The organism is Butyrivibrio sp. WCD3002, from assembly GCF_000424265.1.
In the GTDB taxonomy this organism is placed as follows: Bacteria; Bacillota; Clostridia; order Lachnospirales; family Lachnospiraceae; genus Butyrivibrio.
Genome location: NZ_AUJO01000013.1, coordinates 57,283 through 75,676, shown reverse-complemented (window position 1 = coordinate 75,676; position 18,394 = coordinate 57,283). Strand labels below are relative to the sequence as shown.

Annotated in this window: 15 protein-coding genes and 1 other RNA gene; 14 read left to right on the top strand and 2 right to left on the bottom strand. The window is 42.7% G+C overall.

The annotated features are described in order from the left end of the window. The first annotated feature begins 50 nt into the window (after positions 1 to 50). The 13 genes from G608_RS0112050 to G608_RS0111990 all read left to right on the top strand — a co-directional run bounded on the left by G608_RS0112050 (position 51) and on the right by G608_RS0111990 (position 16,418). Positions 51 to 1,592, top strand: coding sequence for an ABC transporter substrate-binding protein (locus G608_RS0112050; RefSeq protein ID WP_026496246.1), 1,542 nt, complete (start codon positions 51 to 53; stop codon positions 1,590 to 1,592). Between the two features lie 148 nt (positions 1,593 to 1,740). Further along, positions 1,741 to 3,471 carry an SGNH/GDSL hydrolase family protein gene (locus tag G608_RS0112045; protein ID WP_035795511.1) on the top strand — a complete coding sequence of 577 codons (1,731 nt, stop codon included), beginning with the start codon at positions 1,741 to 1,743 and terminating at the stop codon, positions 3,469 to 3,471. A 153-nt stretch (positions 3,472 to 3,624) separates the two neighbouring features. Further along, positions 3,625 to 5,220 carry a xylulokinase gene (locus tag G608_RS0112040; RefSeq protein ID WP_026496244.1) on the top strand — a complete coding sequence of 532 codons (1,596 nt, stop codon included), beginning with the start codon at positions 3,625 to 3,627 and terminating at the stop codon, positions 5,218 to 5,220. Between the two features lie 11 nt (positions 5,221 to 5,231). Continuing rightward, entirely contained in the window at positions 5,232 to 5,927 is a 696-nt protein-coding gene (locus tag G608_RS0112035) for an L-ribulose-5-phosphate 4-epimerase (protein WP_026496243.1), read from the top strand. Between the two features lie 192 nt (positions 5,928 to 6,119). Next, positions 6,120 to 6,953, top strand: a complete 834-nt coding sequence (locus G608_RS0112030; RefSeq protein ID WP_026496242.1) for a transketolase — start codon at positions 6,120 to 6,122, stop codon at positions 6,951 to 6,953. Positions 6,954 to 6,969: 16 nt separating this feature from the next. After that, the gene (locus G608_RS0112025; RefSeq protein ID WP_026496241.1) at positions 6,970 to 7,911 is read left to right on the top strand and encodes a transketolase family protein; all 942 of its coding nucleotides are present in this window, start codon (positions 6,970 to 6,972) and stop codon (positions 7,909 to 7,911) included. A gap of 137 nt (positions 7,912 to 8,048) precedes the next feature. Continuing rightward, positions 8,049 to 8,702: a ribulose-phosphate 3-epimerase gene (gene rpe, locus G608_RS0112020; protein WP_026496240.1), complete on the top strand. Its 654-nt coding sequence runs from the start codon at positions 8,049 to 8,051 to the stop codon at positions 8,700 to 8,702. A 198-nt stretch (positions 8,703 to 8,900) separates the two neighbouring features. Then, positions 8,901 to 9,776 (top strand): methionyl aminopeptidase, encoded by an 876-nt coding sequence (locus G608_RS0112015; RefSeq protein ID WP_026496239.1) that lies wholly within the window; start codon positions 8,901 to 8,903, stop codon positions 9,774 to 9,776. A gap of 140 nt (positions 9,777 to 9,916) precedes the next feature. Continuing rightward, positions 9,917 to 11,971: a methionine--tRNA ligase gene (gene metG, locus G608_RS0112010; protein WP_026496238.1), complete on the top strand. Its 2,055-nt coding sequence runs from the start codon at positions 9,917 to 9,919 to the stop codon at positions 11,969 to 11,971. Between the two features lie 136 nt (positions 11,972 to 12,107). Further along, a complete protein-coding gene (locus G608_RS0112005; RefSeq protein ID WP_026496237.1) occupies positions 12,108 to 13,043 on the top strand; it encodes an alpha/beta fold hydrolase in 936 nt (311 codons plus the stop codon). Positions 13,044 to 13,134: 91 nt separating this feature from the next. Further along, the gene (locus G608_RS21035) at positions 13,135 to 13,845 is read left to right on the top strand and encodes a YesL family protein (RefSeq protein WP_051209264.1); all 711 of its coding nucleotides are present in this window, start codon (positions 13,135 to 13,137) and stop codon (positions 13,843 to 13,845) included. A 235-nt stretch (positions 13,846 to 14,080) separates the two neighbouring features. Next, on the top strand, positions 14,081 to 15,190 hold the full coding sequence (locus tag G608_RS0111995) for an ABC transporter ATP-binding protein (protein WP_026496236.1): 1,110 nt from the start codon (positions 14,081 to 14,083) through the stop codon (positions 15,188 to 15,190). A 136-nt stretch (positions 15,191 to 15,326) separates the two neighbouring features. After that, positions 15,327 to 16,418: a PucR family transcriptional regulator gene (locus tag G608_RS0111990; protein WP_026496235.1), complete on the top strand. Its 1,092-nt coding sequence runs from the start codon at positions 15,327 to 15,329 to the stop codon at positions 16,416 to 16,418. Between the two features lie 52 nt (positions 16,419 to 16,470). Here G608_RS0111990 and G608_RS0111985 read toward each other — a convergent pair whose 3' ends face one another. Both G608_RS0111985 and tadA read right to left on the bottom strand, forming a co-directional pair. After that, positions 16,471 to 17,433 carry a radical SAM protein gene (locus G608_RS0111985; RefSeq protein ID WP_155833283.1) on the bottom strand — a complete coding sequence of 321 codons (963 nt, stop codon included), beginning with the start codon at positions 17,431 to 17,433 and terminating at the stop codon, positions 16,471 to 16,473. A gap of 45 nt (positions 17,434 to 17,478) precedes the next feature. After that, entirely contained in the window at positions 17,479 to 18,027 is a 549-nt protein-coding gene (gene tadA / locus G608_RS0111980) for a tRNA adenosine(34) deaminase TadA (RefSeq protein ID WP_051209261.1), read from the bottom strand. 113 nt (positions 18,028 to 18,140) lie between these two features. On the opposite strand from tadA, the gene ffs reads away from it, so the two are divergent. Further along, an RNA gene (ffs, locus tag G608_RS22900) (signal recognition particle sRNA small type) lies at positions 18,141 to 18,240 on the top strand. Positions 18,241 to 18,394 lie beyond the last annotated feature (154 nt).

Here is an 18,394-nt window from a genome sequence, read left to right as displayed (position 1 = left end):
GATATAAAAGTTTCCTATGAGTAGGAGTATTCAAAAAGGAGGATTAGAGTATGAAAAGATCTCTAACAACAAAGACAACCGCTGTTATCACAACAGCAGCCATGCTCATGAGTATGGCAGCATGCGGTGGCTCATCAAACACTGAGGCACCTGCAACTGAAGCAGACCAGGCTGAAGCTACAGAGACAGAAGAAGTAGCTGAGGATGCTGCAGAGGAAGAAACAGAGGACACAGAGGAAGCAGCTGATGAAGAAGAAGCTGACGAAGAAGAGGATGAGGAAGAGGAAGAAGTAGCTGATAGCGACTACGATCCTTATCAGGTTATCACAGATGCTGATGGCAACCCCATCGACCTTGGTGGTATGGATATCATCATCCGTGACTGGTGGTCAGGTGACCCGGCAGAACCTCAGAACGATTATGAGGAAGCTCTTCAGGAGTACAGAGATTGGATCCAGGAGACATACAACTTCACAATCAAGTCTCAGGCTATCTCCGATTGGGGTTCAACACCTACAGATTTCGTAGATTACGCTACAACAGGTGATGATGGCTCTAACTACCTCTTCACACTTCGTGATGATCCGGCTATCACATCAGCTATGGCTAACGGTCTTATGTATGACCTTTCTACACTTGACTGCCTTGATTTCTCACAGGATAAGTTCCAGAGAAACAAGCTTCATGAGCAGTACTCAGATGGCGACAAGATCTATGCTATGTTCGCTGGATATTCAGAAGCTCGTACAGGTGTTTACTTCAACAAGAGACTCCTTACAGATGCAGGTATCGATCCTGAGACAATCTATGATATGCAGGCAGACGGAACATGGACATGGGATGCTTTCGAGGATCTCCTTTCCAAGGTTCAGAGAGATACAGACAACGATGGTGTTATCGATGTTTATGGTCTTACACTTAACGAAGGTGTTATGACAACTGAGGCAGTATTTGCTAATAACGGTGAGTTTATCGGCAAGGATGCTAACGGATTTACATATGAACTTGAGAACCCTAACACACTTGAAGCTCTTGAGTGGTGCGTAAAGATCTATGACAACTATGATATGCCCGATCCTGAAGGCGCTGAGTGGGATTACTACAAAGAAGCATTCATCAACGGACAGGCTGCATTCCTTGTAGAGGATGAGTATGCTGGATGCCCTGGCAACTTCCTTGAGGATATGCCTGATGAACTTGGATTCGTTATGTTCCCTAAGGGACCTAAGGCTTCTGATTACATCAACGTTTGGACAAACAACCCGGTTTCAATTCCTGCTTGCTATGATGCTGATAAGGCTTGGAAGCTTGCATTCGCTTGGAACCTTTACACAAATGCTCCTGCAGCTGAGTATGTAGATTACAACGGATATCTTTCAACAGCTAGAAATGGTATCTTCGACAGCAGAGCAGTTGATGAGACTATCACAATGATGACAGAGAAGGGTACTATCGCATACCACGGCATGGTTCCTAACCTCAGCCTTGGTTCTGACTTCGTATGGAACATCGCTCCCGGCGCAGTTGTATCTGAGCAGGTTGAAGCAATCAGAGATACATGGAAGTCTTATGTAGATGATGCAAACAAATAATTAACATTTAACAGAAACTGTTAATGTAAATTTGGGCGGTGTCTGTAAAGACATCGCCCTATTTGTTTTTTAGGCAGATAACGTCGGTACTTTTTTAAAGAAGTGCTTTTTAACAGAACAAAATTGAAGGAATTTGATTATGCAGGTAATGGAAAGAAAAGGACCCACAGCGCCAAAGGATCCGGAGAAAAAACGCCCATATTTTTTCATAATGCAGGGTAAGGGAATATTCGGAGCTCCTCAGCCTGATGGAAGGGGAATTCAGTTTATATATGAAAATGACGGAAGGATCATTGATGCTGCAAAGCTTTCCGGTAATGTAACAGATGAAGAGATGCTTACTAACCTTAAGAGCACAAGGGGCTTCAGAAAAATGGTTCACAGTATCGGTGTAAGTGTTTCTTCAAGAATCAATGATGAAAAAGTAAAATTTGTAATGCAGATGTATCCGAGAAATCCCGGAGAACCTGCGACTGAGATAACAAAAGAATTTGAAACCGATGGTATGGAGACGACTATTGATCTTGCTGATGTTTCATGGGTTCCTACAGATTATGAGATAGGACAGATCCGCTTTGAATTTCCGGAATCCGGAGTTCAGGCAATGGCAGATGTGAGATTTTATCTAAACGACGGATTTACAGCTCCTCCGCAGCCAATGGAATATGCGGTGGATTTTGAATCTGACGGATATAAAGAAATGATTGCGAGAAGCCTTATGAAGGCAGGCAATACAAAAAGACTTGAAAAGGTTCTCGAAAAAGCGGCAATGGGTGAAGAAGTAACACTTTCATTCATAGGCGGTTCAATAACTCAAGGAGCAGGTGCTATACCGATCCATGAGAAAAGCTATGCAAGACTTTTTGCCAATGAATTCGAGAAGAAGTTCTCTAAGGAAGGAAAGGTTAAGCTTGTAAAAGCAGGCGTTGGCGGAACTCCCTCAGAGCTTGGAATGATCAGATTCGAGAGAGATGTTTTAAGAGATGGTCAGGAACAGCCGGATCTTGTAGTGATCGAGTTTGCTGTTAATGACGAGGGCGATGAGACCAAGGGCGTATGCTATGAGTCACTTGTAAGAAAGGCTCTTGCGCTTCCCTGGAAGCCTGCTGTAATACTGCTTTTTGCAGTATTCTCATACGACTGGAATCTTCAGGACAGACTGTCACCTGTCGGAGAAAGATATAACCTTCCTATGGTAAGCATTCTGAATGCTGTGACACCTCAGTTTTCTCTGCTTCCACAGGATGGCAGGGTAATATCCAAGAACCAGTTCTTCTATGATGTATATCACCCAAGTAACCTTGGACATCAGGTAATGTGTGACTCACTTCTTTATGTACTTGATGAAGTAAATGCAGGAAGAGTCGGAAGTAATGAAGAAGAAATACCTGTTGAAGATATCGCACCTGTCCTTGGCAAGGATTTTGAAAAGGTTATACTTCTTGACAGAAAAGAAATGCCGCTTTTAAAGAGCAGATTTGGAATAACTCTTTTTGAGATGGGTGCCTTCTCAGAAATAGATAAGGATCTTCAGAAGGTCGAGATGGATAGCGAGATTACTCAGGTTCCTGAGTTCCCCTATAACTGGGCACATCTTGATGATGCGCAGGGAGATGATCCTTTCAGATTAAAGCTTAGCTGTAAAAAGCTGCTGCTTGTTTTCAAGGATTCGGGACTTCCGACAGCAGGTACAGCAGAGGTATTTGTTGACGGTAAAAAGGTAATGGATGCCGATCCTTTAAAGACAGGCTGGACTCACTGCAATCCTGTCATCATCCTTAATGAGGAAGAGACAAAGGAACACGAAGTCGAGATTCGTATGGCTAAGGATATGGAGAGTAAAAAGTTCACAATACTGGGCTTTGGCGTTGTCGAATAAAAAATATTACACAAAAAAGTAAAATATTTTAAATTTTTATAAAAAATTAGTCCGCATAGTAGTGCGGACTATTATAAACTATATTATAATGTTCATTGTGAGCATAAACACTAACACAAAACCAGGCAAAATACAGAAGGGAAGGTGCATTAAATGGGAGATGCAAAAAGTTTTATCGCTGAAGGCAAGACTTTACTAGGAATTGAATTTGGTTCAACCAGAATCAAGGCAGTGCTTACAGATATGGATAACAATCCTATAGCACAGGGTTCTCACAGCTGGGAGAACAGACTTGATAATGGTATCTGGACTTATACCCTTGAGGATATTTGGGGTGGACTTCAGGACTGCTATGCAAACCTTGCTAAGGACGTTGAGAAGCAGTATGGGGAAAAGCTTACTAAGGTCGGAGCTATGGGCTTTTCAGCAATGATGCATGGCTATATGGCTTTTGATAAGGATGGAGAACTTCTTGTTCCCTTCCGTACATGGAGAAATACAATTACCGAGAAGGCTTCTGATGAGCTTACAGATCTTTTCGGCTATCACATTCCTCAGCGTTGGAGTATCGCTCATCTCTATCAGGCAATGCTTAACGGCGAGGAGCATGTTAGCAAGGTTGATTTCTTTACAACTCTTGCAGGTTATATTCACTGGCAGCTTACAGGCGAGAAGGTTCTCGGCGTAGGAGATGCTTCAGGTATGTTCCCTATCGACTCATCAACATGTGATTATAACGAGAAAATGGTAGGTCAGTTTGACAAGCTTACAGAGGAGAAGGGCTTTGGCTTTAAGCTTCGCGATATTATTCCGAAGTCTCTTCCCGCAGGAGCTGACGCAGGAAAGCTTACAGCTGAAGGCGCTAAGAAGCTCGATCCTACAGGAACACTTCAGGCAGGTATTCCCGTATGTCCTCCCGAGGGCGATGCAGGAACCGGAATGGTTGCCACAAACTCAGTTGGCGTAAGAACAGGTAACATCTCAGCAGGAACATCAGTATTTTCAATGGTCGTTCTTGAACATGACCTTTCAAAGGCATATCCTGAGCTTGACCTTGTTACAACACCTTCAGGCGAGCAGGTTGCAATGGTTCACTGCAATAACTGCACATCTGACCTCAACGCTTATGTAGGACTTTTCAGAGAGTTTGCACAGGCTGTTGGCGCCGATGTTGATGATGATACACTTTACGGAACACTTTACAGAAAGGCTATGGAGGGTGACGCAGATTGCGGCGGACTTCTTGCATATAACTATTTCTCAGGTGAGAGCATTACAGGCTTCAACGAAGGAAGACCTCTTTTCGTAAGAAGACCTGATGCAAAGATGAATCTTGCAAACTTCATGAGAACACATCTTTACACAGCACTTGGCGCTCTTAAGGTTGGTAACGATATCCTTATGAAGGAGGAGAATGTTAAGGCTGACTTCTTCTTTGGCCAGGGAGGATTCTTCAAGATAAGAGGCGTTGGTGACAGAGTTATGGCAGCAGCCCTCGATACACCCATTAAGCTTATGGAGACAGCTGGAGAAGGCGGTCCCTGGGGTCAGGCAATCCTTGCAGGTTTCATGCTTAATAAGGAAGATGGAGAGACGCTTGAGAATTACCTTAACAATAAGGTATTTAAGGATGGCAAGGTTGAGACCTGCGACCCTGTTGCTGATGACGTTAAGGGCTTTGATGAGTTCATGAAGGATTACAATGCTGGCCTCGCAATCGAGAGAGCTGCAGTAGATGTACTTAAGTAAAGGAGTAAATCATGTTAGAAGAACTTAAACAGAAAGTATACGAAGCAAATATTCTGCTTCCCAAGTACGGACTTGTAACCTTCACATGGGGCAATGTCAGTGAGATAGACAGAGAGTTAGGGCTTTTTGTAATTAAGCCAAGCGGCGTAGACTATGAGACCATGACTCCCGACGATATGGTTGTTATGGATCTTGATGGTAATAAGGTTGAGGGAAAGCTTAATCCCTCTTCCGACACACCTACTCACGTAGAGATTTACAAGGCATTTAAAGAAGTGGGCGGCGTTGTTCACACACATTCATCCTATGCCACAAGCTGGGCTCAGGCAGGAAGATCCATTCCCTGCTACGGCACAACCCATGCAGATTATTTTTATGGCGAGATTCCCTGCGTAAGATGTCTTACCAAGGAAGAGATAGAGGATGCCTATGAGGAGAACACAGGTCATCTTATCGTAAATGAGTTTAATGCCATGGGAAAAGACCCTGTTGCTGTTCCTGCAGTTCTTTGCAAGAACCACGGCGTATTCTCATGGGGTAAGGATGCTCATGAAGCCGTTCATAACGCAGTAGTAACAGAGGAAGTTGCCAAGATGGCATACAGATGCGAGGTTATCAATCCCAGAGTAATGCCAGCACCTCAGGAGCTCCAGGATAAGCACTACTACAGGAAACACGGTGCCAATGCTTATTATGGACAAAAGTAATCACTTAGCCCGGTTTTTTCGGGCTTAGTGTACTACTTTGTTCTGGCGAGGGCTTTGCCCGAGAGCAGAACTTCCTTATTAACAATATTTACGAATAACACCGCAAAAAATACGATAGACGCATATTTCTAAGTGTGCTAAATTTTATGTGAAGATTTTTCGCGCTATTAAAGCAAAGGAAGTGGAGGAATTATGACAAATAAAGAATTGCAGAAAATTGCAAACGAAGTCCGCAAGGGCATTGTTACGGCTGTTCATGCAGCAAAAGCAGGACATCCCGGCGGATCACTTTCAGCAGCAGATATCTATACATATCTGTATTTTGAGGAGATGAACATCGATCCCAAGGATCCTAAGGCTGAGAACCGTGATCGTTTTGTTCTTTCCAAAGGACATACAGCACCCGGACTTTACTCAGTAATGGCTCAGCGTGGTTATTTCCCTGTTGAGGAGCTTACAACTCTTCGTAAGCTTGGATCAAGACTTCAGGGACATCCCAGCATGCAGTACCTTCCCGGACTTGATATGTCTTCAGGTTCACTTGGACAGGGTATCTCAGTAGCATGCGGTATGGCACTTTCTGCAAAGCTTGATAATAAGGATTTCAGAACTTACACACTCCTTGGTGATGGTGAGATTGAAGAGGGTCAGGTATGGGAGGCAGCTATGTTTGCAGGCTTCCGTAAGCTTGATAACCTTGTAGTTATCGTTGATAACAACGGCCTTCAGATTGACGGACCTATTGATCAGGTTTGCTCACCTTATCCCATCGACAAGAAGTTTGAGGCATTTAACTTCCATGTAATCAATATTGATGCTCATGATTTTGATGCGATCAGAGCAGCCTTCAAGGAAGCAAGAGAGACTAAGGGTCAGCCCACAGCTATCATTGCTCATTCCATAAAGGGTAAGGGTGTATCCTTCATGGAGAACCAGGTTTCATGGCACGGTGTTGCACCTAACGATGAAGAGTACGCACAGGCAATGGAAGATCTTAATAAGATTGGCGAAGCATTAGAAGCATAAAAGTGGAGGTTACAAAATGAGCGAAGTTAAGAAAATTGCTACCAGAGACAGCTATGGTAAAGAGCTTATCGAGCTGGCTAAGGTTAATGATAAGGTTGTAGTTCTCGATGCTGACCTTGCTGCAGCAACAAGAACAGGCTGGTTTAAAAAGGAGTTTCCTGAGAGACATATCGACTGCGGTATTGCAGAGTGCAACATGATGGGTATCGCTGCAGGTCTTGCAACAACAGGTAAGATTCCTTTTGTCAGCACATTTGCTATGTTTGCAACAGGACGTGCTTTCGAGCAGGTTCGTAATTCAATCGGATATCCCCATCTCAACGTTAAAATCGGCGGAACACATGCCGGTATCACGGTAGGTGAGGACGGAGCAAGCCACCAGTGTAATGAGGACCTTGCTCTTATGCGCACAATTCCCGGAATGGTAGTTATGTGCCCTGCAGATGATATCGAGGCAAGAGCTTGCGTACGCGCAGCAGCTGAGCACGAGGGCCCTGTTTACATTCGTTTTGGACGTGCAGCTTGTCCTGTAGTTAATGACAGACCTGATTACAAGTTTGAACTTGGTAAGGGAACAGTTCTCCGTGAGGGAACAGATGTATCCATCATCGCTACAGGTATCGGTGTTGGTTCTGCTCTTGAAGCAGCTGAAAAGCTTGCTGCAGATGGCATCAGCGCAGAGGTTGTAAACATCTGCACAATCAAGCCCATCGACAGAGAGCTTGTTGTAGCAACTGCAAAGAAGACAGGCAAGGTTGTTACAGTTGAAGAGCATTCCGTAATCGGCGGTCTTGGAAGTGCTGTATGTGATGTACTTTCAGAAGAGTGCCCTACAGTTGTTAAGAAGATCGGTATGCAGGATCGCTATGGTGAGTCCGGAAGTGCAGGAGATCTTGTTAAGAAGTATGGTCTCGATGGTGAGGGTGTATACAACTCAGTTAAGGAATTCCTTAAGTAATTTATGCAATAATGATTTGACTCTCAGCCCACATATGTGATATATGTGGGCTGTTCAATTTTTTAAATATTGAATTTTGACAGAAATAATATATTACTTAAACGAACTAAAGAAATATAAAAAGGAATCAGAGAAATATGAACATTCTTGCACCATCAATTTTATCAGCAGATTTTACTGTCCTTGGAGAGCAGATCAAGGAAACAGAGGCAGCAGGAGCTGAGTACCTTCATTTTGACGTAATGGACGGTATATTTGTTCCTTCCATATCCTTTGGACTTCCTGTTTTAAAGTCTATTCGCAAGGCATCAAATCAGGTATATGATGTACACCTTATGATAGAGGAACCCATCAGATACATTGAGGAATTTGCCAAAGCAGGAGCGGATATTATAACCTTCCATCTTGAAGCTGCTTCAGACCCAAGAGAAGTAATAGAGAAAATAAAGAGCTGTGGTAAAAAGGCAGGTATCTCAATAAAGCCCAAAACATCTGTCGATGCATTAAAGCCTTATCTTGAACATGTGGATATGGTTCTTATCATGACGGTTGAACCCGGTTTTGGCGGTCAGAAATACATGGATGAATGCACTGCAAAAATAACTGAAGTGAGAAAACTTATCACTGATGCAGGTTTTTCCACAGATGTTGAGATAGACGGCGGAGTTACAATAGACAATGTCAATGTTCCATTAGAAGCAGGAGCAAATGTTATAGTTGCAGGATCTGCTGTTTTTAATGGTGATATTACCGAGAATACAAAGCTTTTAATGGAAAAGCTCACAAAGTGATATTTCCGGATATAACTGATTTTTGCATATATAAAATCAATAACAGGAAGCGGTGGCAGAGATGCTGCCGTTTTTTGTGTCCTACTGTGCCCTTTATTGACAATAGCGGCGCAAAAAGGCATACTAGAAATTGGCTAACTAGCTGTAGGTATGGATTTCTGACTATACAATAAGTTTGTGGCTAAAGAAAGGCAGAAGATGTACAAGAAGATTGAAAGAAATGCACCTTGCTGGTGCGGCAGCGGTAAAAAGTATAAGAGCTGTCATGAGGCCTTTGATGATAAGATCATAGGTTATGAGCGAATGGGACATATCGTCCCGAAGAGATCACTTATTAAAACAGAAAAAGATATCCTTGGAATCAAAGAGAGTGCCAAGATTAATATGGCATGTCTTGATGAAGTTGCTGATAAGATCAAGGCCGGAATGTCAACTCAGGATATTGATGACATTGTTGCAGATGTTACAAAGAAGATGGGCGGTATAGCAGCACCTCTTAATTATGAGGGCTTCCCCAAAAGTGTCTGCACATCCATTAATGACATGGTTTGCCATGGTATACCTTCCAAAGACGACATTCTTAAGGATGGCGACATTATTAATGTTGACTGTTCTACTATATTAAATGGCTATTTTTCAGATTCTTCCCGAATGTTCTGCATCGGTGATGTGGATCCTGAGTGGAAGAAGCTGGTTGATGTGACCAAGGAAGCTATGGAGATAGGTATTAAAGCTGTAAAGCCCTGGACCCCTTTGGGAGATATGGGCGATGCAGTTCACCAGCATGCGCTTAAGCATGGCTATACAGTAGTTCGCGAAATCGGCGGACACGGATGCGGCAATGAATTCCACGAAGAGCCTTTTGTAAGCTTCGTAAGTAAACCAGGTACCGAGATGCTCATGGTACCCGGCATGGTATTTACGATTGAGCCCATGATCAATATGGGTACTGACAGAATCTTTGTTGATGAAGAGAATGACTGGACCGTTTACACAGAAGACGGTGCACCGTCAGCTCAGTGGGAAGTAGAGCTTCTGGTCACAGAAGACGGCTGCGAGCTTCTTTGCTGGTAACCCTCATCTGTCAGCTTCGCTGACACCTTCTCCCTGGAAGGGAGAAGGCAAAAAACAAAAATATATATCACCTCATTTGATGCCTTCCCCCTTTAGGGGGAAGGTGGCACGAAGTGCCGGATGAGGGAGAAGGAGATATAATGCAGAACAAAGGTAAATATTATATAACAACGGCAATTGCCTATACATCAGGAAAACCTCATATCGGAAACAGCTATGAGATAGTCCTTGCAGATGCAATTGCCAGATACAAGAGAAAAGATGGTTATGATGTTCATTTCCAGACTGGTTCTGATGAGCATGGCCAGAAAATCGAGACAAGAGCTATTGAGGCAGGATTTGATAGCCCTAAGGCATTTGTAGACGATGTGGCAGGCGTTATCAAGGGTCTTTGGGACATGATGGATACCTCCTATGATCGTTTCATCCGTACAACAGATGAGGATCATGTACAGCAGGTTCAGAAGATTTTCAAGAAGTTCTATGATCAGGGCGACATCTATAAGGGTTCCTACAAGGGAATGTACTGTACAGAGTGTGAGGCATTCTATACAGAGTCTCAGCTTGTAGACGGAAAATGTCCTGAGTGCGGATCAGATGTACATCCCGCTGAAGAGGAAGCATATTTCTTCAAAATGAGTAAGTATGCACAGCAGCTTATCGATCATATCAACAGCCATCCTGAATTCATTCAGCCTGTTTCCCGTAAGAACGAGATGATGAACAACTTCCTTCTTCCCGGTCTTCAGGATCTTTGCGTATCAAGAACCTCATTTAAGTGGGGAATTCCTGTAACCTTTGATGAGAAGCATGTTGTTTATGTATGGCTTGATGCACTTTCAAACTATATAACAGGTATCGGTTTTGATGTAGATAACAGCAGTGAGTCCTACAAAAAGTGGTGGCCTGCGGACCTTCACCTTATCGGTAAGGATATTATCAGATTCCATACAATCTATTGGCCTATTTTCCTTCTTGCTCTTGGCGAGCCTCTTCCGAAGCAGATTTTCGGACATCCCTGGCTCCTTCAGGGCGGCGAGAAGATGAGTAAGTCCAAGGGTAACGTTATCTACGCTGATGACCTTGTAAGTATCTTTGATGTAGATCCTGTTAAGTATTTCGTGCTTCACGAGATGCCTTATGATAATGATGGTGTTATTTCCTGGGAACTAATGGTTGAAAGATACAACTCTGACCTTGCTAATACCCTCGGTAACCTTGTAAACCGTACAATTGCTATGTCCAACAAGTACTTTGGCGGAGTAGTGGCGGATAAGGGCGTTGAAGGCGGCGTAGATGCTGACCTTAAGGCTGTATGCACAGGTGCTTATGAAAAGGTTGAGAAAAAGATGGATGAGCTTCGCGTAGCTGATGCTCTTACCGAGATTTTCACAGTATTTAAGCGCTGCAACAAATATATTGATGAGACTGAGCCCTGGAACCTTGCAAAGGATGAGGCACAGTCAGACAGACTGGCAACAGTTCTTTATAATCTTGTTGAAGGTATTACAATCGGCACAAGTCTTCTTGAGCCCTTTATGCCCAGAACTGCTGAGAAGATCTTTAACATGCTCAATACAAAGAGCCGTGATTTTGATACCCTCTCTGAGTTTGGTAAATATGTAAGCGGCACAAAGGTGACAGATGCTCCTGAGCAGTGCTTTGCAAGAAAAGATCTTAATGAGGTTCTTGCAGAAGCAGCAAAGATCACTGAGAAGCAGAAGGCAGATTATATTGAGTCTCAGAAGAAAGCAAAAGAAAACCTCACAAAGGCTGGAATGCTCAGAGAAGCAAACGCTATCGTAATCGGTGGCGGTGATAGTGATGCAGAAGAAGGTGCTTCCGAGGGTATCGATATTCCTGCAAAGGATGAGATCACCTTTGATGATTTCATGAAGCTTCAGTTCCAGGTAGGTGAGATCATCGCATGTGAAGCTGTTCCGAAGTCCAAGAAGCTTCTCTGCTCACAGGTTAAGATTGGAAGCCAGGTTAAGCAGATTGTATCCGGAATCCGCAAATACTACACTCCCGAGGAGATGGTTGGTAAGAAGGTTATGGTTCTTGTAAACCTCAAGCCCGCAATGCTTGCAGGTGTTAAATCAGAGGGTATGCTCCTTTGTGCAGAGGATGCAGAGGGTAATCTTGCACTGATGACTCCTGAGAAGGCAATGCCTTCAGGTGCTGAGATAGCATAAATTATTATTTTGTGACATAATTTACGAATTTTTAAGAATGCACATTACGAAATTGTGGTAAAATAGTATTTAGAAAAACTGTCAAAAAATGTGGATGGTATAGAAAATTTTTGGCATTACTATTAAGGGGGTTATTATGGCACGAAAAGAGGAGCTTACCTACAAATCAAGAGACCGCGAAACCACGATTCATGCAATAAGATGGATTCCTGAGGAGAAGCCGATCGCAATATTGCAGATAATTCATGGTATGCAGGAGTTTATAGACCGCTACGATGAATTTGCAAGATATATGGCAGATAATGGCATTCTCGTTATAGGTAATGATCATCTTGGTCATGGCGGATCAGTTTCAGAGAGAGTTCCTTATGGATATTTTTGCAAGAACGATCCTGCTACAGTGCTTCTTAGAGATGCGCACAGACTTAAGAAGATGACTCAGGAAGAGTATCCCGGAATCCCTGTAATACTTATGGGACACAGCTTTGGATCCTTTGTTGCCAGAGAGTATCTTACAAGATACGGCACAGGTATTCAGGGCGCCATCATTCAGGGAACAGGCTATATGTCTATAGGTACCATCAAAGCCGGCAAGGGAATGGCTGCTTTCATTGGCGCTATGCTTGGTGAAAAGCACAGATCAGGATTCCTTAACAACACAGCATTTAAGGGATACCTCAGCCGTATATCCAGTCCCAAGACCAAGTTTGACTGGCTCTCACACAATGAAGAGAGTGTAAATAAATACATAAATGATCCAAGAGATAATTTTGTATTCACAGTAAACGGTTTTGAGACACTTTTTGAGCTTCTTTCAAGAGTTCAGGATACAGGCAAGATGGAGGATATTCCCAAGAAGCTTCCTATCCTTCTTACAGCAGGAAAAGAAGATCCCGTTGGTGAGTATGGCTCCGGTGTAGAGCAGCTCTATAAGGTTTGGACAGAGCAGATCGGTCTTACCAATGTTGAACTTAAGCTCTATGACGGAATGAGACATGAGCTTCAGCAGGAGATCGGAAGAGAAACTGTATTCGCTGATCAGCTTGCATGGATCAAGAAGACCATCGGATAAAAAATATTTAATGAATTATATGTCTGAGCATGATATTATGTATTGTGCTCAGGCATTATTTTTTTGTTTCTAGATTTAGGAGTTATTTATTATGGGAAAATTATTTGATTTAGACAGTCCTTTTATGAGGGCGCTTAACAAAATCGCAGATCTTATGCTGCTCAATCTTGTAGTTTTATTCTTTTTGGTTGTTCCTTTTACAGGTGGTGCGGCTCTTACCGGAATGCATTATGTACTTCTTAAGATGGTTAGAGATGAAGAGAGCTATATTATAAAAGGCTTCTGGAAATCCTTTAAGCTTAATTTTAAGCAGGCAACTATTCTGTGGATCATCGTTTTTGCAGTAGGTGCGATAATTGGTGTTGACTTTGCATGGATTTATTACAACGCTACAAAGGTACCGGCTGCTTATACATATGTAATGTTTGGTGTCAGCATACTGCTTTACATGGTTTCGCTTTACATCTTCCCGCTGCAGTCAAGGTTCGATAATCCGATTAATCGTACTCTGAAGAATTCTGTGATGTTTGCAATCCTTGGTCTGCCAAGAACGGTAGGAATGACTCTGGTTTCACTTATTCCGATCGTTCTGCTTTACTTTTTTGATATGCAGATCCTTCCTATTCTCATCCTTTTTGGAGTAACAGGACCTTCATTTCTTATGGCGCTTATGTACAACGGACTTTTCAAGAGATTTGAGCCCAAGGTAGAAGAAGAGGTCAAAGAGCCTGTGAATGACGAAGATGACGAAGAACTTCAGGCAGCAATCAAGCGCATGCAGGAAGCCAGAGACAGGAAATAAAAGCCAATAATTCAAGCAGGATTTAAGGTGATTTGTCACATTGTACATAAGATTTTAATATCTTTGTGCAAAAATTCCTAACCAATTTATAAAAAAATTATTAAATGGCAATTCTTACAACGAATGGTCAAATCTTTGTATAATTGTTGCATAGCCAAAGCATAGTGCTTTGGCTATACTTTTATTTGTCAGGAGCGGAAAGCTCTTTTTTTGAGAAATAGGAGGGAAACTAAAAATGGCAAGTTTAACACTTGAAAATGTATGCAAAGTTTATCCTAACGGTTTCGAAGCTGTTAAGAATTTCAATCTTGATATCCAGGATAAGGAGTTCATCATCTTCGTAGGACCTTCAGGATGTGGTAAGTCAACAACACTTCGTATGATCGCAGGTCTTGAGGACATCTCTTCCGGTACACTTAAAATCGGTGACCGTGTAGTTAACGATGTAGAGCCTAAGGACAGAGATATCGCAATGGTATTCCAGAACTACGCTCTGTATCCTCATATGACTGTTTATGATAACATGGCATTTGGTCTTAAGCTTCGTAAAGTTCCGAAGCAGGAGATCGATAAGATGGTAAAGGATGCAGCTAAGATCCTTGACCTTACAAACCTTCTTGATCGTAAGCCTAAGGCTCTTTCAGGTGGACAGAGACAGCGTGTTGCTATGGGACGTGCTATCGTTCGTAATCCTAAGGTATTCCTTATGGATGAGCCTCTTTCAAACCTTGATGCTAAGCTCCGTGTTCAGATGAGAACAGAGATCGCTAAGCTTCACCAGAGACTTGGTACCACAATCATCTACGTTACACACGATCAGACCGAGGCTATGACACTTGGTACAAGAATCGTTGTTATGAAGGACGGTGTTGTTCAGCAGGTAGATACACCTCAGAACCTCTATGATAAGCCTTGCAACCTCTTCGTTGCAGGATTCATGGGATCACCTCAGATGAACTTCCTTGATGCAGAAGTAGAAGTATCAGGCGACAAGGCTTGCCTCAAGATCGCTGGCCAGTCAATCGAGCTTCCTCCGGCAAAGGCTAAGAAGGTTATCGATGGTGGTTACGCTGGAAAGACTGTAACATTCGGTATCCGTCCTGAGGATGTTGATGATTCTGAGATGGTTGTTAGCACATCTAAGGCTGTATTCGAGTCAACAATCAACGTATACGAGCTTCTTGGTGCAGAAGTTTATCTGTACTTTGATCTTGCAGGCTTCCCTGTAACAGCTAGAGTTGATTCTCGTACAACAGCTAGACCTGGCGATAAGGTTAAGTTTGCTTTCGATGTTGAGAAGATTCACGTATTCGACAAAGAGACAGAGAAGGTTATCACAAACTGATATATGCTAGCATAATATGCGCAAATAATGAGCTGTGCTTTACGTAAATTCGTAAGGCACAGCTTTTTTTCTATATACAACGTGCTAAAATTATTTTAGAATTAATCATATATTAATTAACGGAGGCAGAAATATCATGATTTCAGCTCAGATTATACAGACCAGTATAGACGAATTATCAGCAATAACCAGGGTTCAGCTAAGCGTCTTGGATTTGAATGGTAAAATTGTTGCTGCTACAGCTGAAGCGCCTTCATTTGACAGCGCTTTTATTTCGGATTTTGCAGGATCAGCCGTTGACTCTCAGGTTATTGGCGGGGTTCATCTCCTTAAGATTTTTGACGAGGGAGAGCTTTTGTACATTCTAATAGCTTCCGGTCAGGGCGAAGACGCTTACATGGTTGGAAAAATCTGTGTGAGTCAGCTACAGAACCTTATTATCGCCTACAAGGAAAAGTACGACAGAAATAACTTTTTCCAGAACCTTCTGTTGGATAACCTCCTGCTTATCGATATTTATAATCGTGCAAAGAAGCTAAGAATAGATGTAAATGTGCCAAGAGTAATCATTCTTGTTGAGACAAGAGCAGAGAGGGACAGTGGTGCAGCAGAGCTTTTATCCAGCATGTTCACATCCCAGGCCGGGGATTATGTAACTGCCGTTGATGAGAACAGCGTTATCCTCGTGAAGTCTGTTAAGGCAGGCGAGAGCTACGAGGATATAGATGATATCGCAAACACTATTGTAGATATGATGAACACGGAGGCTATGCTTGATGTTCGCGTATCCTACGGAACAATAGTAGGGGAGATTAAGGACCTCAGTAAATCCTATAAGGAAGCCAAGATGGCTCTTGATGTAGGAAAAATCTTCTACGCAGAGAGGCATGTGACTGCATATAATACCCTTGGAATAGGCAGACTAATTTATCAGCTTCCCATTAATCTTTGCAGGATTTTCATCGATGAGATATTCGGTGACAGAGAGGTTCCTGAGAACCTTGACGAAGAGACACTAAACACTGTTAACAAGTTCTTTGAGAACAATCTTAATGTATCAGAGACTTCAAGACAGCTCTTTGTGCACAGAAATACTCTTGTGTATAGGATTGAGAAGCTTCAGAAGGCAACAGGTCTTGATGTAAGGACCTTTGATGAAGCATTGACCTTTAAGATTGCAATGATGGTTCTCAATTATATGAGATATGTAGATAAAAGCGATTTCTAAGTGTTGTGAAAACATAAAAATTTCGCCGGATAGTGACTAGCTATCCGGCGTTTTATATTCCTTCAAAATCAAAGGCAGGAATAAAGCTTTCTGAATCAGTGCCGCTTCCCTGGAAAAATCCATTTTCGATTCCGAGATCTATGCAGTAGTCAATAAGTTTGTCGTAGTCATCTTCATTTACGCCGGTAAGGAGTTCCGGGAATTCAGTCAGATCACCGTGGGGTGTAAACTGATTCATGATGCTTAGATATACTTTGTCTGAAAAGGTAGATAAAAGCTCTCTTACCACATTCATGGAATCCCTTAGCTGACCGGGAAGCATCAGGTGACGCACAATGACACCGGATTTCATGAGGGGGCCGAAATAATCATCTTCGCTGTTTTCCATAAGATCATTATAGGCAGAAGCGCCAATACCTTCGGTAAATAGTGGCTCACCAACCTGCCGAAGCATTTCAGATATTGCAGCCATGGAAACCTTAAAATATGAAGGTGCTTTGCTGTACCTTATTGCCAGTTCGTCAGAGTAATACTTACAATCCGGTAAATATATATCAATAAGTCCATCAAGAGCCTTTATAGTCTCAACATTTTCATAGGCACTAGTGTTGTAGACAATTGGTATTATCAAACCTTCTGATTTCGCCTTTTCAAGAGCGGGAATTATCAGAGGAACAAAATGTGTTGGTGTCACAAGATTTATATTGGAAGCCTTTTTGTCCTGAAGCTCTAAAAATATCTGTGATAAGCGATCCGTAGAAATTTCCTTTGAAATATCGCCTGATGCAATCTCGCTGTTTTGACAGAAGACACATCGCATATTACAGCCGGAGAAAAATACTGTCCCCGAGCCATTTGTGCCTGAAATGCAGGGCTCTTCCCACATATGAAGGTAGGCCATTGCAGCGGTAAGAGTGCCGCCCTGACCACAGTAGCCCTTTATGCCGGCTACTCTGTTTACGCCGCATTTTCTTGGACATAGTATGCAGTTTTCAAGTGAAAGAATATCTGACATTAAGGGATATACCTCAGAGAACTTGAGAAATTAAAATAAGAAGGTTTATTCATTTGAATCTTCTAAAGCCATGGCAGCCTTTTTGGCTTCTTTTTCTGCCTTGTTTCTTTTTCTGAGCTCAGTAAAAAATTCCTTAAGGATAGCACTGCAGTCTTCCTCAAGGACGCCCTTTGTGATCTCGACCTGGTGATTAAACTCAGGGTTGTCAAGAATGTTGATGACAGTTCCGCCGGATCCTGCTTTGGGGCTTAAGGCACCCATAACGACACGGGGAATTCTGGACTGGACTATGGCGCCTGCACACATCTGGCATGGCTCTAAGGTGACATAAAGAGTACAGTCCTCAAGTCTCCAGTCCCCAATCTTTTTACAGGCCTTTTTAATAGCTGTAATCTCAGCATGACAAAGCACGGACTTATCGGTGTTACGTCTGTTGTAGCCTCGACCTATTATTTTTCCGTCATAGACGATTACGCAGCCGATCGGCACTTCACCCAGTTCTATGGCTTTTCTTGCTTGTGCAAGGGCAGCCTTCATGTACTTTTTATCAAGCTTATCTCTGAGAATATCATCAGAGAGGTTTTTATCAGCCATATAATATTGCTCCTGTGGCATACCCGGATTCAATATAAATAATTGACAATCGGGTAAGGTTTGCGTATTATTTAAAAATGACGGTCTTGTAATGGGTGCATGCATCCGTGCGGATTTGGGTCTTATGCAATGAGAACCCACGAACCGTGTCAGGTCGGGAACGAAGCAGCACTAAGAGGAATTTCTCATGTGTTGTAAGGTAGCCTGGGTTCGCCGCATGCATCCTTTACAGGATCGTTTTTCTTAAAGGACAAGCCTTTAAGAAAACACTCCGTGAGGATGCGCATCGGCGCATTAGGAAATTGTTGCTTTCAGCAACTGCGCCTCGCGCACGAATTTCGCAAGCGAAATTCGATTCTATTATTTG

Coding starts and splice junctions, on each gene's coding strand:
- G608_RS0112030 (WP_026496242.1), top strand. CDS start 6,120: ATGACAAATAAAGAATTGCAGAAAATTGCAAACGAAGTCCGCAAGGGC.
- G608_RS0111990 (WP_026496235.1), top strand. CDS start 15,327: ATGATTTCAGCTCAGATTATACAGACCAGTATAGACGAATTATCAGCA.
- rpe (WP_026496240.1), top strand. CDS start 8,049: ATGAACATTCTTGCACCATCAATTTTATCAGCAGATTTTACTGTCCTT.
- G608_RS0112035 (WP_026496243.1), top strand. CDS start 5,232: ATGTTAGAAGAACTTAAACAGAAAGTATACGAAGCAAATATTCTGCTT.
- G608_RS0112025 (WP_026496241.1), top strand. CDS start 6,970: ATGAGCGAAGTTAAGAAAATTGCTACCAGAGACAGCTATGGTAAAGAG.
- tadA (WP_051209261.1), bottom strand. CDS start 18,027: ATGGCTGATAAAAACCTCTCTGATGATATTCTCAGAGATAAGCTTGAT.
- G608_RS0111985 (WP_155833283.1), bottom strand. CDS start 17,433: ATGTCAGATATTCTTTCACTTGAAAACTGCATACTATGTCCAAGAAAA.
- G608_RS0112045 (WP_035795511.1), top strand. CDS start 1,741: ATGGAAAGAAAAGGACCCACAGCGCCAAAGGATCCGGAGAAAAAACGC.
- G608_RS0112050 (WP_026496246.1), top strand. CDS start 51: ATGAAAAGATCTCTAACAACAAAGACAACCGCTGTTATCACAACAGCA.
- G608_RS0112015 (WP_026496239.1), top strand. CDS start 8,901: ATGTACAAGAAGATTGAAAGAAATGCACCTTGCTGGTGCGGCAGCGGT.
- G608_RS0112040 (WP_026496244.1), top strand. CDS start 3,625: ATGGGAGATGCAAAAAGTTTTATCGCTGAAGGCAAGACTTTACTAGGA.
- metG (WP_026496238.1), top strand. CDS start 9,917: ATGCAGAACAAAGGTAAATATTATATAACAACGGCAATTGCCTATACA.
- G608_RS21035 (WP_051209264.1), top strand. CDS start 13,135: ATGGGAAAATTATTTGATTTAGACAGTCCTTTTATGAGGGCGCTTAAC.
- G608_RS0111995 (WP_026496236.1), top strand. CDS start 14,081: ATGGCAAGTTTAACACTTGAAAATGTATGCAAAGTTTATCCTAACGGT.
- G608_RS0112005 (WP_026496237.1), top strand. CDS start 12,108: ATGGCACGAAAAGAGGAGCTTACCTACAAATCAAGAGACCGCGAAACC.